At 65.9% G+C, this 13,784-nt stretch carries 14 protein-coding genes; 3 read left to right on the top strand and 11 right to left on the bottom strand.

Annotated elements, in window-relative coordinates; genetic code table 11:
• From lepB to rpoE, 7 genes are all read right to left on the bottom strand, one after another.
• A partial coding sequence (gene lepB, locus HMPREF3014_RS21020) for a signal peptidase I (RefSeq protein WP_049267247.1) occupies positions 1-704 on the bottom strand: 704 nt, incomplete at its 3' end.
• Positions 705-709: 5 nt separating this feature from the next.
• Positions 710-2,509 carry a translation elongation factor 4 gene (lepA, locus tag HMPREF3014_RS21015; RefSeq protein WP_003085555.1) on the bottom strand — a complete coding sequence of 600 codons (1,800 nt, stop codon included), beginning with the start codon at positions 2,507-2,509 and terminating at the stop codon, positions 710-712.
• Between the two features lie 149 nt (positions 2,510-2,658).
• On the bottom strand, positions 2,659-4,083 hold the full coding sequence (gene mucD, locus HMPREF3014_RS21010) for a serine protease MucD (RefSeq protein ID WP_003101964.1): 1,425 nt from the start codon (positions 4,081-4,083) through the stop codon (positions 2,659-2,661).
• A 39-nt stretch (positions 4,084-4,122) separates the two neighbouring features.
• Complete coding sequence (gene mucC, locus HMPREF3014_RS21005) at positions 4,123-4,578, bottom strand: alginate biosynthesis regulator MucC (RefSeq protein ID WP_003110245.1); 456 nt, start codon at positions 4,576-4,578, stop codon at positions 4,123-4,125.
• A complete protein-coding gene (gene mucB, locus HMPREF3014_RS21000; RefSeq protein WP_003101960.1) occupies positions 4,575-5,525 on the bottom strand; it encodes a sigma factor AlgU regulator MucB in 951 nt (316 codons plus the stop codon). The genes mucC and mucB overlap by 4 nt, the downstream gene beginning before the upstream one ends.
• Before the next feature lie 8 nt (positions 5,526-5,533).
• A complete protein-coding gene (gene mucA / locus HMPREF3014_RS20995) occupies positions 5,534-6,118 on the bottom strand; it encodes an anti-sigma factor MucA (RefSeq protein WP_003101958.1) in 585 nt (194 codons plus the stop codon).
• A 31-nt stretch (positions 6,119-6,149) separates the two neighbouring features.
• On the bottom strand, positions 6,150-6,731 hold the full coding sequence (gene rpoE, locus HMPREF3014_RS20990) for an RNA polymerase sigma factor RpoE/AlgU (protein WP_003085543.1): 582 nt from the start codon (positions 6,729-6,731) through the stop codon (positions 6,150-6,152).
• Between the two features lie 408 nt (positions 6,732-7,139).
• Between rpoE and nadB the strand changes: the two genes are divergently transcribed.
• Entirely contained in the window at positions 7,140-8,756 is a 1,617-nt protein-coding gene (nadB, locus tag HMPREF3014_RS20985) for an L-aspartate oxidase (protein ID WP_003101954.1), read from the top strand.
• On the opposite strand, the gene HMPREF3014_RS20980 is transcribed toward nadB, so the two are convergent.
• Both HMPREF3014_RS20980 and HMPREF3014_RS20975 read right to left on the bottom strand, forming a co-directional pair.
• Positions 8,725-9,177, bottom strand: a complete 453-nt coding sequence (locus HMPREF3014_RS20980) for a protein YgfX (RefSeq protein ID WP_003454678.1) — start codon at positions 9,175-9,177, stop codon at positions 8,725-8,727. The two genes, nadB and HMPREF3014_RS20980, sit on opposite strands and share 32 nt — an antisense overlap.
• A complete protein-coding gene (locus tag HMPREF3014_RS20975; RefSeq protein ID WP_003085532.1) occupies positions 9,161-9,415 on the bottom strand; it encodes an FAD assembly factor SdhE in 255 nt (84 codons plus the stop codon). Before HMPREF3014_RS20975 ends, HMPREF3014_RS20980 begins: the two co-directional genes overlap by 17 nt.
• 272 nt (positions 9,416-9,687) lie before the next feature.
• Here HMPREF3014_RS20975 and HMPREF3014_RS20970 point away from each other — a divergent pair, with 272 nt between their 5' ends.
• Positions 9,688-10,632, top strand: a complete 945-nt coding sequence (locus tag HMPREF3014_RS20970; protein WP_003101947.1) for a CAF17-like 4Fe-4S cluster assembly/insertion protein YgfZ — start codon at positions 9,688-9,690, stop codon at positions 10,630-10,632.
• Between the two features lie 100 nt (positions 10,633-10,732).
• Positions 10,733-11,569 carry an HDOD domain-containing protein gene (locus HMPREF3014_RS20965; protein ID WP_003085528.1) on the top strand — a complete coding sequence of 279 codons (837 nt, stop codon included), beginning with the start codon at positions 10,733-10,735 and terminating at the stop codon, positions 11,567-11,569.
• An 8-nt stretch (positions 11,570-11,577) separates the two neighbouring features.
• On the opposite strand, the gene HMPREF3014_RS20960 is transcribed toward HMPREF3014_RS20965, so the two are convergent.
• Together HMPREF3014_RS20960 and HMPREF3014_RS20955 are read right to left on the bottom strand one after the other, a co-directional pair.
• Entirely contained in the window at positions 11,578-12,960 is a 1,383-nt protein-coding gene (locus tag HMPREF3014_RS20960) for a sensor histidine kinase (RefSeq protein WP_010793854.1), read from the bottom strand.
• Positions 12,953-13,624, bottom strand: a complete 672-nt coding sequence (locus HMPREF3014_RS20955) for a response regulator (protein ID WP_034016779.1) — start codon at positions 13,622-13,624, stop codon at positions 12,953-12,955. The genes HMPREF3014_RS20960 and HMPREF3014_RS20955 overlap by 8 nt, the downstream gene beginning before the upstream one ends.
• Positions 13,625-13,784 lie beyond the last annotated feature (160 nt).

Here is a 13,784-nt window from a genome sequence, read left to right as displayed (position 1 = left end):
CGGCTGTCGTTGGAGTTGTCGCGGTTGTCGCCCATCATGAAGTAGTGGCCGGCGGGAATGGTCCACTGGCGGTCGGGCTCAATGCGATAGCGGCTCATTTCCTTGCGGATCAGGTGCTCGGCCTGGCCCAGCTTCTCCTGGTACAGGGTCACGCTGCCCAGGGTGCCCGGTTCCTCGCCGACCAGTTTCTCCGCCACCAGCTCGCCGTTGACGTACAGGCGCTTTTCCTTGGTGTAGCGCACGGTGTCGCCGGGCAGGCCGACCACGCGCTTGATGTAGTTGATGTTCGGTTCGCTGGGATAGCGGAACACCATGACATCGCCGCGCTGCGGGTCGCCGATCGGGATCACCTTGGTGTCCAGCACCGGCAGGCGGATACCGTAGGCGAACTTGTTGACCAGGATGAAATCGCCGACCTCGAGGGTAGGTTTCATCGACCCCGAGGGAATCTGGAACGGCTCGACCAGGAAGGAACGCAGCACCAGCACGATGAACAGCACCGGGAAGAACGACTTGCCGTACTCCACCAGCAGCGGTTCCTTGTTGAGCTTCTCCAGCACTGCCGGATCGGGCTCGTTCACCTGCCCTTCGTAGGAAGAGATCGCGGCCCGCCGACGCGGCGCGAACAGCACCAGGTCGACCAGGGCCAGGGCGCCGCATACAGCCACGGCGATGACCAGCAACAACGGGAAATTGAGTGTCATGGGTTCTAGCTATCCACTTTGAGCACGGCGAGGAAGGCTTCCTGGGGAATTTCCACGCTACCGACCTGCTTCATCCTTTTCTTACCAGCCTTCTGCTTCTCCAGCAGCTTGCGTTTACGGCTCACGTCGCCACCGTAACACTTGGCCAGCACGTTCTTCCTGAGCGCCTTGACCGTCGAGCGGGCGATGATCTGCCCACCGATGGCTGCCTGGATCGCCACGTCGAACATCTGCCGCGGGATCAGTTCCTTCATTTTCTCCACCAGCTGGCGGCCCTTGTAGGGGGCGTTGTCGCGGTGGACGATCAGGGCGAGGGCGTCGACCTTCTCGCCATTGATCAGCACGTCGAGACGAACCAGGTTGGACGGCTCGAAACGATCGAAGCTGTAGTCCAGGGAAGCATAGCCGCGGCTGGTGGACTTGAGGCGATCGAAGAAGTCGAGCACCACCTCGTTCATCGGCAGGTCGTAGACCACCTGCACCTGGCCGCTGAGGAAGTGCATGTCGCGCTGCACGCCGCGCTTCTCGATGCACAGGGTGATCACGTTGCCCAGGTGGTCCTTGGGCACCAGGATGGTGGCGCGGCAGATCGGTTCGCGCATTTCCTGGATCGACGCCAGGTCCGGGAGCTTGGACGGGTTGTCGACGTAGATGATCTCGCCGTTCTTCTGCACGATCTCGAAGACCACCGTGGGCGCGGTGGTGATCAGGTCCAGGTCGTATTCGCGCTCCAGGCGCTCCTGGATGATCTCCATGTGCAGCATGCCGAGGAAGCCGCAACGGAAGCCGAAGCCCAGGGCTTCGGAGCTTTCCGGCTCGTATTGCAGCGACGAGTCGTTGAGGGTCAGTTTCTGCAGGGCGTCGCGGAAGTCCTCGAAATCGTCCGAGCTGACCGGGAACAGGCCCGCGTAGACCTGCGGCTTGACCCGCTTGAAGCCCGGCAGGACCTCGACGTCCGGCGTGTTGTTCAGGGTCAGTGTATCGCCCACCGGCGCGCCGTGGATATCCTTGATACCGGCGATGATGAAGCCCACCTCGCCCGCCTTCAGGTCGACGGTCTCGGTGTGCTTCGGAGTGAATACCCCGACGCTGTCCACCTGGTGGACCTTGCCGGTGGACTTCACCAGGATCTTGTCGCCCTTCTTCACCCGGCCGTTCTTCACCCGTACCAGCGAGACCACGCCGAGGTAGTTGTCGAACCAGGAGTCGATGATCAGCGCCTGCAGCGGCGCCTCGATCTCGCCTTCCGGGGCGGGGATGGCGGTCACCAGGCGCTCCAGCACCTCCAGCACGCCCATCCCGCTCTTGGCGCTGCAGGCCACGGCGTCGGTGGCGTCGATGCCGATGATGCTCTCGATTTCCTCTTTCACCCGCTCCGGCTCGGCCTGGGGCAGGTCCATCTTGTTCAGCACGGGCATCACTTCCAGCCCCTGCTCGATGGCGGTGTAGCAGTTGGCGACGGACTGCGCCTCGACGCCCTGGCCGGCGTCCACTACCAGCAGCGCGCCCTCGCAGGCGGCCAGCGAGCGGCTGACTTCGTAGGTGAAGTCGACGTGGCCGGGGGTATCGATGAAGTTGAGCTGGTAGGTCTTACCGTCCTGCGCCTTGTAGTGCAGGGTCACGCTGTGGGCCTTGATGGTGATCCCGCGCTCGCGCTCCAGGTCCATGGAGTCCAGGACCTGGGCCTCCATTTCGCGATCGGAGAGGCCGCCGCACATCTGGATGAAGCGATCGGCCAGCGTCGACTTGCCATGGTCGATATGGGCAATGATGGAGAAATTGCGGATATGGCTCAGGTCGCTCACGGCTCAACACACTCGAAAAGGGCAAGGGCGGCAATCCGCCGAAAAATAGCCGGGGAGTTTACCTGATGCTCGGGCAAGGCGTCACGCAGGTAACGGATTGACGGGCATGAAAAAGGGCGGTGGAAACCGCCCTTTTTTCGCCAGCCGGCTTATTCGGCCAGCTTGAAGGTAATGAAGCTGGCGCGTCCCTGGCGCAGCACCCGCATCGAAACCGAACGGTTCTTCGGCAGGGCCTTGGCCACGTCGGCGAAGACCTTGGTCGAGGTCACCGCCTTGTTGTCCAGGTGGGTGATGACATCGCCCGGACGCAGGCCGATGACCGCGGCCGGACCGTCCTGGACTTCCTTGATCACCACGCCGCCCTGGATATCCAGGCTCTTGCGCTGCTCGGCGGTCAGGTCGGCGACGGTCACGCCCAGGCGGTTGCTGCTGCGCTCGGCGCCCGGAGCGCCCATCGAGGCGATTTCCTCGTCGTCGTCCGGAAGGCTGCCTACCGCCATGCTCAGGGACTTGCGCTGGCCGTTGCGAATCACGTCCAGGTTGATCTTGTCGCCCGGCTTCATGTTGCCCACCAGGTGCGGCAGGTCGGCGGACTCGTTGATCGACTGGCCGTTCAGGCTGAGGATCACATCGCCCACCTGCAGGCCACCCTTGGCCGCCGGGCCGTCTTCCACCAGTTGCGCCACCAGCGCGCCGGACGGCTTGTCGAGGCCGAAGGACTCGGCGAGATCCTTGTTCACTTCCTGGATCACCACGCCCAGCCAGCCGCGACTGACCTTGCCGGCTTTCTTCAACTGGTCGGCGACGTTCAGCGCGACATCGATCGGAATGGCGAAGGACAGACCCATGAAGCCGCCGGAACGGGTGAAGATCTGCGAGTTGATGCCGACCACTTCGCCCTGCAGGTTCAGCAGCGGACCGCCGGAGTTACCCGGGTTGATCGCCACGTCGGTCTGGATGAAGGGTACGTAGCTCTCGTTCGGCAGGCTACGACCCTTGGCACTGACGATACCGGCGGTGACCGAGTGATCGAAGCCGAACGGCGAACCGATGGCCAGGACCCATTCGCCCACTTTCAGCTTGTTCGAATCGCCCAGTTTCAGGGTCGGCAGGTTCTTCGCCTCGATCTTCAGCACCGCCACGTCGCTGCGCGGGTCCGCGCCGACCAGCTTGGCCTTGTGCTCGCTACGGTCGGACAGGCGCACCAGGATCTCGTCGGCATCGGCCACGACGTGATTGTTGGTGAGGATGTAGCCGTCGTTGGAGATGATGAAGCCGGAACCCAGCGATTGCGCCTCGCGCTGCTGGCCGCGCGGATTGCGCGGAACCTGCGGGATGCTGCGCTCGAGGAAGTCGCGGAACATCGGCGGCAGCCCTTCGAGGTCGGGGATCGACAGCTGCCCGCGCGCCATGGCGCGATCCGGCAGCTTCTGCCGCGTACTGATATTCACCACCGCCGGCGACGCCTGTTCGACCAAAGGCGTGAAGTCCGGCAGTTCTGCCCGGGCCGTCATCGCCAGGCTCAAGGCCAGCAAGGCCACCATCGCAGCCATACAGCGTTTTAGGGTATGCATCGACTACAGCTCCCGTGATGTTCGAGGGAAGAGAAAGACTCAGGCCGAATCGGACGGCCCGGAAATCAGCGCTCGCAGAACCACCGGCTGCGAGGCTGGATCATCGGCATGACGACGAGCATGCCGACGCACCAATAGCCAGGCCGCCAGCAAACCCGCCAGCCCGGACACGATGATCAGAGGTTCGACAAGGCCCGCCCGGGTCGCCAGCAATGCTGCCACGAAAAACCCGAGCAGAGGGAAAAGATAGAAGAGGACGGAGGCGCGCAACAACAGGTCTTCATGAATTCCTAGGACGACCGCATCGCCGACCCGCAGGCTCAGGTCGCTCAACGCGCGCACCCGGGCACGCCCCGCGCCGACGCCCAGGCGCTGCATCAGCCCCTGGCCGCAACCGGCATTGGCCGAGCAGGACGAGCAGGTACTGCGGCGCACGGTCTCGACCCATACCGCTCCCGGCTCGGTCGCCACCACTCGCCCCTGCTCCTCGATCATTTCTGGGCGGCGGCCTCGGGCCGGATGGACAGCGCCACCCGCTCGGCGGTGCCCAGCGGCACTTCGCCGACGACGGTCACCATCTGGCCGCCGTCATCGGTCTGCAGGCGCTTGGAAACCACCACGGTCGGGCCGAGCTGGCTGCGCGCGTCGCCAACCATGGCACCGTGCAGCGGCTCGATGAACACCGAGAATCGTGCCAGGCCATCGCCATAGGTCAGGCAGGCGACCGGATCGGGGGTGACCGGACTGCGACGCATGAAACTGCGGGTCAGGGTGAAACCTGGCGGCAGCCATTCCGAGCGCCAGGCCACGGTCTTCTCGCCGTCGGCCTTGGCCGGGCCGACGACCTGGCATTCGGCGCCCGCCTGCAACTGGTCTTCGGCAGGTGCCGCGCCGGTATTCAACTGGGTGAACTGGAAGCGCTCGAGCAACTGCCCCTTCTCGTTCAGCAGCAGCGACTTCAACGGCAGGCCGGTGTCGCGGTCCAGGTGCAGCTCGAAGCCGTAGCGATGCTGGTCGCGCGGAGTCACCGCAAGGACCACTGCCGGGCGGCCGGCGACACGGGATTCGCCGACCAGGCGCAGGTCGTACCAGGAAGCCAGCTGGGAGGGATCGAACTTGCGCACCGGCCACAGCTGGGCATCGGCCAGTTGGTCGGCAAGGCCGCCGCTGATGCACTGGGTGCGCCCGTCGACCCGGACCACTTCCTGGCGCGCGCCGTCGAGCTGGAGCAGGCGCTCGCGAACCGCACCATCGCTCTCCACGCGATGCCAGATCTCATGGGTGGAGAAGCTGCCATTGCGCTCGTAGACGAAGGTGCCTTGGAAACTGTTCTGGCGATCGGCCTCGGCGAGACGATTCAGCCAGTCGGAAGCGTCGGCAGCCTGAGTGGCGGGAACCGCCATCAGGCTGCCAAGCAAAAGCAACAGGGAGGTGGTGCGCATGTCTCTCCTCAGCGGTTTTCCAGGCTGGCTGCCCGAGCGTAGGGCAGCGCGCTCTCTGTACCACTGACGGCGGATTGTTGCACGTGCTGACGCAGGTAGATCGGCAGACGCTGCTCATGCCAGCGGGTATCGCTGGACGAGGAGTTGGTGATCACCTGCGGCGCCCCCTGCTCTTCGCTGTAGCCGGCCAGCACGGCCGGGCCTTTCACCTGAGGCAGGGCGATCTGCGGGGTGGTCCCCTGTTGCGCCATCTGCGGCAGGGCGTCGTTCTGGTTGTACAGACGCACGCCGGCCAGCACCGCCAGGGTCACCGAGGCAGCGACCGCCAGGCGACCGACCATCCGCCACGGTCCCTTCTCCGCTTTCGGCGGAGCGGCCTCGTCGGCCAGGGCAGCAGAGACCGCCGCAGCGATATCCAGCTTCGGCAGGGTAGGCTCGCGGTGCATGACGGACCGCGCCAACTGGTAACGCGACCAGGTGGAACGCAGCTCGGCATCCTCGCCGCAAGCTGCGAGCACCCGCCGCAACTCGAGTTCATCCGCTTCGTTATCCATCACAGCGGACAGAGTTTCCTGCAGGGCTTCACGACTCATAGCGATACCTCTCTTGGCATTTGCCGCTGTGTCAGGCTTCTCGCAACAAAGGCTGCAGAGCTTTGTCGATTGCTTCACGAGCGCGGAAGATCCGCGACCGTACCGTCCCCACCGGACACTGCATCACGGTGGCGATATCTTCGTAACTCAAACCTTCGAACTCGCGCAGGGTCAGGGCCGTGCGCAAATCCTCGGGCAACTGCTGGATGGTCTGGTGCACGGTGGCCTCGATCTCATCCCGCAACATCGCCCGTTCCGGCGACTCGATGTCCTTCAGGGCGTGGTCGCCCTCGAAGAACTCCGCATCCTCTGCGGTCACATCGCTGTCCGGTGGCCGACGCCCGCGAGCGACCAGGTGGTTCTTCGCGGTGTTGATGGCGATCCGATACAGCCAGGTATAAAAAGCACTATCGCCGCGGAAATTGCCGAGCGCACGGTATGCCTTGATGAAGGCTTCCTGCGCTACGTCCTGGGCTTCCTGGGCGTCGTGCACGAACCGCACGATCAATCCCAGTATCTTGTGCTGGTATTTCAGTACCAGCAGATCGAAAGCCCGCTTGTCTCCGCGCTGTACCCGTTCAACCAGTTGCTGATCCTGTTCCTGGGTTAGCATGAAAGCTCCTCTTCGAACCTGGAGGAGCTTCGAGCGTCCCAGCGAATCGTCTTGCCAAGATAGACTCGGGCTTCTTGCAAAAGTTCTCCCCTCCAAGCATGCGTCACGAGTTTTTTCCTCGCTCGTGACGTGCGGCCCCGGACATCGTGTCCGGGCCCCGCGAAAATGGATTGCATCGGGCTCAGGGCCCGGCCTCTGTGCCGCTGGGTAGGCCAACCGGACGAGGTCTTCAGGCATCCTGCTTTGGAACCGATGCGTCTAAGAAAGTTCCAGCACTACATCGCCCCGCTCTGATGACGCCTGCCGATGACAGGCCCGCAGCTCATCCGCCGGACCGGCAGCGGGGGTGCGCTATTGTGCCGCCAGGCCCTTCTATATACTAGGGCTCCACCACGGGGAAATGCGGGCATGAGCCAACATTATCAACACGATGTACTGGTCATCGGCAGCGGCGCCGCCGGCCTGAGTCTGGCCTTGACCCTTCCGGAACACCTGCGCATCGCCGTCCTCAGCAAGGGCGAACTGTCGCAGGGCTCGACCTACTGGGCCCAGGGCGGCGTGGCCGCCGTGCTGGACGATACCGACACCGTGGAATCCCACGTCGAGGACACCCTGGTCGCCGGTGGCGGCCTGTGCCGCGAGGATGCGGTGCGCTTCACCGTGGAGCATAGCCGCGAAGCGATCCAGTGGCTGATCGAACAGGGGGTGCCCTTCACCCGCGACGAGCAGCACAACCACGAGGAAGGCAGCTTCGAATACCACCTGACCCGCGAAGGCGGGCACAGCCACCGGCGCATCATCCATGCCGCCGACGCCACCGGCGCCGCGATCTTCAATACCTTGCTGGCCCAGGCCCGGCGGCGACCGAACATCGAGTTGCTGTCGCAGCGGGTGGCGGTCGACCTGATCACCGAGCGCAAGCTAGGCCTGCCGAGCAAGCGCTGCCTGGGCGCCTACGTGCTGAATCGGGAAAGCGGCGAAGTCGATACCTTCCGTGCCCGCTTCACCGTGCTGGCCTCCGGTGGCGCGAGCAAGGTCTACCTTTATACCAGCAATCCCGACGGCAACTCCGGCGACGGCATCGCCATGGCCTGGCGCGCCGGCTGCCGGGTCGGCAACCTGGAGTTCAACCAGTTCCACCCGACCTGCCTGTACCACCCGCAGGCCAAGAGTTTCCTCATCACCGAGGCATTGCGCGGCGAAGGCGCCCTGCTCCGCCTGCCCAATGGCGAGCGTTTCATGCCGCGCTTCGACCCGCGTGGCGAGCTGGCGCCCCGGGATATCGTGGCCCGCGCCATCGACCATGAAATGAAGCGTCTGGGGATCGACTGCGTCTACCTGGACATCAGCCACAAGCCGGCCGAGTTCATCAAGGCGCACTTCCCCACCGTCTACGAGCGCTGCCTGGACTTCGGCATCGACATTACCCAGCAACCGATCCCGGTAGTGCCGGCCGCTCACTATACCTGCGGCGGCGTGCTCGTCGACCAGCACGGGCATACCGACGTGCCGGGCCTCTACGCCATCGGCGAAACCACCTTCACCGGCCTGCACGGCGCCAACCGCATGGCCAGCAATTCGCTGCTGGAATGCTTCGTCTATGCCCGCTCTGCCGCCGCCGACATGCTCCAGCGCCTGCCCGGCACGCCCGTGCCGGAAAGCCTGCCGAGCTGGGACGCCAGCCAGGTCACCGACTCCGACGAGGACGTGATCATCGCGCACAACTGGGACGAACTGCGGCGTTTCATGTGGGACTACGTCGGTATCGTGCGCACCAACAAGCGCCTGCAGCGCGCCCAGCACCGGGTACGCCTGCTGCTCAGCGAGATCGACGAGTTCTACAGCAACTACAAGGTCAGCCGCGACCTGATCGAGTTGCGCAACCTGGCACTGGTCGCCGAACTGATCATCCGCTCGGCCATGCAGCGCCGCGAAAGCCGGGGCCTGCACTACACGCTGGATTATCCGGACCTGCTGCCCGAAGCCCGCGACACTATCCTGGTGCCGCCCATCTACGGCGACTGAAGCGCAGGCGGACACGCAGGCGCCGATGGCTGTCGGCGCCCAATGCATCGGCCGGGATACAGCAGCCAAGGATGCGCCAGCGGCCCGGCAGGCGCACGCGCAGTACGATCAGCCAGGGCAACGCCAGGCTGTCAGGGCGCAATTGCACCGCTTGCCAGCCGCTTCCGGCGCTCCACAGCTGCCAGCCCCGCTCGTCATGGCGCAAGCCGCGGAAGGCCCGCGAGCCGCGCAGCAGTACCTGGCGGTACAGCCCCCAGGCACCGTAGGCCAGGCAGACCAGCGCAAGCGGCGGCTTCAGCCAGACCGGCAGCGCCGCCAGCAGGATCGACAGCAGCGCCAGGGCCCACAGTGCCAGGCTCGCCGCCAGCAGGATCGGAGAGACCCGCCAGCGGCATTCGAACGGCTCAATCCGGCTGGACACGGTCCAGGATCATCCGCACCATCCGCCGCAGGTCGGCGTCTTCCGGCTCGCCGCGCTGCATGAACCAACCGAACATGTCCTGGTCCTCGCACTCCAGCAGCTTGCGGAAGCGCGCCTGGTCCTCGGCGTCCAGGCCCGGGTAAACCTCCTGCACGAAAGGCACCAGCAGCACATCCAGTTCCAGCATGCCGCGACGGCTGTGCCAGTAGAGTCGTTTCAGTTCGGTTTCATCTGCCATGTTCGGGCTCCTCGAAAACGCCCGGCATTATAGGGCGGTTGCGCTCGAATGGCGCGGCCCGATGACGAGGCGTCGCTCCGCCGGCGTCCGCCCTTGGTCGTATTGCCCGGCAAACCAAGGGTATCCGCGCGGGACGCAGGCCCATGCCGACGGCGGCCTCGGAAGTGTCCGACAACCGCCAAGGCGGATGCGCCAGGCATTCTTGCCCGCTGACAAGCCTCGGACCGAGTTCTATGATGACGGTCCTGACTGACTGACCGCGCAGCATCGCAATGGCCGACCCCGCTTTCCACACCCCGCTAGTCCATGAAGGCATCCTCGCCGTCCGCGGCCCTGACGCCGCCAAGTTCCTCCAGGGCCAGCTGACCTGCAACCTCGCCTACCTCAACGACGAGACCTCCAGCCTCGGCGGCCGCTGCAACATCAAGGGCCGCCTGCTATCGAGCTTCCGCATCCTGCCCGAGGGCGACGGCCTGCTGCTGGCGATGGCCGGCGAGCTGCTCGAGGCCCAGTTGGCGGACCTGAAGAAATACGCCGTATTCTCCAAGGCCAGCCTTGCCGACGAGAGCGCAGCCTGGCTCCGCATAGGCTTGCGCGACGCCAGCGAGGCACTGCGCGCCCTGGGGATAGACACCCCGGCGGAGAGCGGCAGGATCGCCCGCCACGGCGACCTGCTCGCCGTCGCCCTGGGCGACGCCCGCGTCGAGCTATGGGTTCCGGCGCAGCGCGCCGAGGCGGTGCTTGCCACGCTCCGCGAGCACAGCCGCGAGGCGCCGCTCGACGATTGGCTGCTCGGCCAGGTGCGCGCAGGCATCGGCCAGGTGTTCGGCGCTACCCGCGAGCTGTTCATCCCACAGATGATCAACCTGCAGGCGGTCGGCGGGGTCAGCTTCAAGAAGGGCTGCTATACCGGCCAGGAAATCGTCGCCCGCATGCAGTATCTCGGCCGCCTCAAGCGCCGCCTGTATCGCCTGGCGCTGGACGCAGACGAGGTGCCGGCGCCCGGCACCGGGCTGTTCTCGCCAGTACATTCCACCAGCGTCGGCGAAGTGGTACTGGCCGCCCGTACGCCGGAGAACAGCGTGGAATTGCTCGCCGTGCTGCAGGACGACGCCGTCGCCGACGGCCGGATCAGCCTCGGAAGCGCCGAAGGAGCGCCGCTCGTCCTCCTCAATCTGCCTTACACGCTGGACAGCGACCGCGAAATCCAGCGCTGACCGTAAACTGTGCCTCGCCGTCCGCGGACGGCCCGCCAGTATTCCCATGGCCGGTGCACGTAGAGCGTGCTCCGGCCATTGCGTTTTCAAAGGAAATGCCATGAGCAAGCTTGCCGACAAAGTCCAACAGGACCTGATCCGCGCCATCGATCAGGATGAACTGGTGCTGCCGACCCTGCCCGAGGTGGCCCTGCAGGTCCGTGAGGCGGCGGAAGACCCGGATGTCAGCATCCAGGCCCTGAGCAAGGTGATCGGCAACGACGCGGCGCTGACCGCGCGCATCATCCGCGTGGTGAACAGTCCGCTGCTGCGCAGCCCGAAGGAAATCACCGACCTGCAGATGGCGATCAGCCGGCTGGGCATCAACTACACCTGCAACCTGGCCACCGGCCTGGCCATGGAGCAGATGTTCCAGGCCACCACCGACGTGGTCGACCGCAAGATGCGCGAAGTCTGGAACAAGAGCACCGAGATCGCCGGCATCTGCCACGTGCTGGCCCGTCACTACACCCGCCTGGCGCCGGACCAGGCGACCCTGGCCGGGCTGGTGCACCAGATCGGCGTGCTGCCGATCCTCACCTACGCCGAGGATCACAACGAGCTGCTGTCGGACTCCATCAGCCTGAGCCATGTGATCGAGCGCATCCATCCGCTGATCGGCGAGCGCATCCTCAAGGCCTGGGATTTCCCCGCGCCGATCGCCGAGGTCCCGCGCCAGCACCTGGACTTCACCCGCAACTCGCCGCGCGCGGACTATACCGACCTGGTCCAGGTCGCCACCCTGCAGAGCTACCTTGGCAGCGAGCATCCCTATACCCGCCTGGACTGGAGCCAGATCCCGGCGTTCGCCAAGCTCGGCCTCGAGCCGACCGTCGACATGAAGGAAGACGAGGACCTCTCCAGCGCCCTGGAAGCCGCCACCAGCATGCTGCAATAGACCCCGCCCTACTCCGCCGGGAAGCGCACCCGCACCAGCAAGCCGCCCAGTTCGCCCTGGTCGAGCTGGATCTGCGCCCGGTGCGCCCGGCAGACCTCGCCGACGATCGCCAGCCCCAGGCCGCTGCCGGGGCTGTCGCCGCGCCGGTAGAAGCGCTGGAAGACCCGCTCGCGGTCGGCGGCGGGAATTCCCGGACCATCGTCTTCCACTTCCAGCACGCCCCCCTCCAGCACCCTGAGGATCACGTTGCCGCCCTGCGGGGTGTGCGCCAGCGCGTTGTCCAGCAGGTTGCTGAGCAATTCGTTGAGCAGCGTCGGTTCACCCTGGATCCACACCGGCCCGGCGCTTTCCAGCGCCAGCGAGGCTCCCCGCGCATAGGCCAGCGGCGCCAGCGCCAGGCCCAGTTCCCGGGCCAGGGCGGTCAGGTCGATACGCTCGGCGCCGCCCTCGGCAATGGCCTGGGCGCCGCTTTCGATGCGCGCCAGGGAGAGCAGCTGGTTGGCCAGGTGGATCAGGCGGTCGGTGTTCTTCGCCGTGGTCTCCAGGGTCGAACGCCAGGCTTCCGGCTCCTGCTCGCGCAGGCCCAGTTCCAGGCGCGCCTTGAGCGCCGCCAGCGGCGTGCGCAACTCGTGGGCGGCATCGGCGATGAAGTGCGACTGCCGCTCGAACAGGCTGCGCAGGCGCTGGGTGAAGTGGTTCAGCGACTCCACCAGCGGCCGCAATTCATGCTGGACCTCTAGCATCGGCAACGGCCGCAGGTCGTCCGGCTGGCGCTCTTCCACCTCGCGGCGCAGGCGATCCAGCGGACGCAGCGCGGCGCTCACCGCCAGCCACACCAGCACCAGCGCGCCGACGCCGAGGACGCCCAGGCGCAGCAGGGTATCGGTCATCAGGCTGCGCGCCATGCGCTCGCGGGCGCCTTCGGTCTCCGCCACGCGGATCTCCGCCATGCCGCTCATGCTCGGTTCGCTGACCGGTTGCAGCAGGCTCACCACGCGTACGTCGACGCCCTGGTAGACGCCGTCGTAGAACTTGGCCAGGGCCGGGTAGTCGTCGGTGCGCAGGGTATCGGCGGGTGCCGCCGGAAGATTCTCGTAGCCGGAGATCATCCGTCCGTGGATGTCGTTGACCTGGTAGAAGATCCGCCCGGCGCTGTCGTAGGCGAAGGTATCCAGTGCCACGTAGGGGACGTCGGCGCGCAGGGTGCCGTCCTTCTCGTAGAGCCCGTCGGCGATCGCCCGCGCCGAGGCCAGCAAGGTCCGGTCGTAGGCGGTGTCGGCCACCTCGCGACCGTTCCAGTAGGCGCTCAGGCCGCTCGCCAGGAGCACCAGCAGCAGGAGCAGGGCCAGCCACAGCAGCAGCCTTCCGCGCAGGCTGCCGGCATCAGTCACCCTGCGCCTCCAGCAGGTAGCCGAGGCCGCGGAAGGTGACGATGCGCACGGCGCCGCCTTCCAGCTTCTTGCGCAGGCGGTGGACGTAGATCTCGATGGCGTCGGCGCTGGCCTCCTCGTCCAGGCCGAAGACCTGGGCGGCCAGTTGCTCCTTGCTCATCACCCGCCCCGGACGGGCGATCATCGCTTCCAGCACCGCCTGTTCCCGCGAGGTCAGGGTCAGCGGCTGCTCGTCGAGGCTGAAGCGCCGGGTGCCGAGGTCGTAGACCAGGGCGCCGCAGCGCTGCAACTGTTCGCCACCGAGCACGCTGCGGCGCAGCAGGGCCTTGACCCGCGCCTCCAGCTCGGACAGTTCGAAAGGCTTTGCCAGGTAGTCGTCGGCGCCGAGATTGAGGCCGTGCACCCGGTCCTTCACCTCGCCGCGCGCAGTCAGCATCAGCACCGGCAGGGTCTTGCCGCGCCCGCGCAGGCGCGCCAGCACCTCGAAGCCGTCCATCCGCGGCAGGCCGACGTCGAGGATCGTCAGGGCGTACTCCTCGCTGGCCAGGGCCAGGTCGGCGGCCACCCCGTCCTGCAGCAGGTCTACCGTCCAGCCGGCGCCCTTGAGCGCCTGGACCACGCTTTCGGCGAGCTGCGGATGATCTTCCACCAGAAGGATGCGCATGGACGGTTCTCCACCACCGGATGAGGGCACAAGAGGCGAAGTGTACCGGGGAAAACCCTCCGGTAAATGGCTTCTCTGCCACCGGGGATTGCTGAAAGCCTGGCGAAAGCTTGGCGTCTTAGGATCAGTCGATGGACGGCGCAGATCGTCCGCCAAAACG

This window comes from Pseudomonas sp. HMSC065H01, assembly GCF_001815235.1.
GTDB lineage: Bacteria > Pseudomonadota > Gammaproteobacteria > Pseudomonadales > Pseudomonadaceae > Pseudomonas > Pseudomonas aeruginosa.
This window is presented reverse-complemented; position numbering and strand designations above follow the sequence as displayed.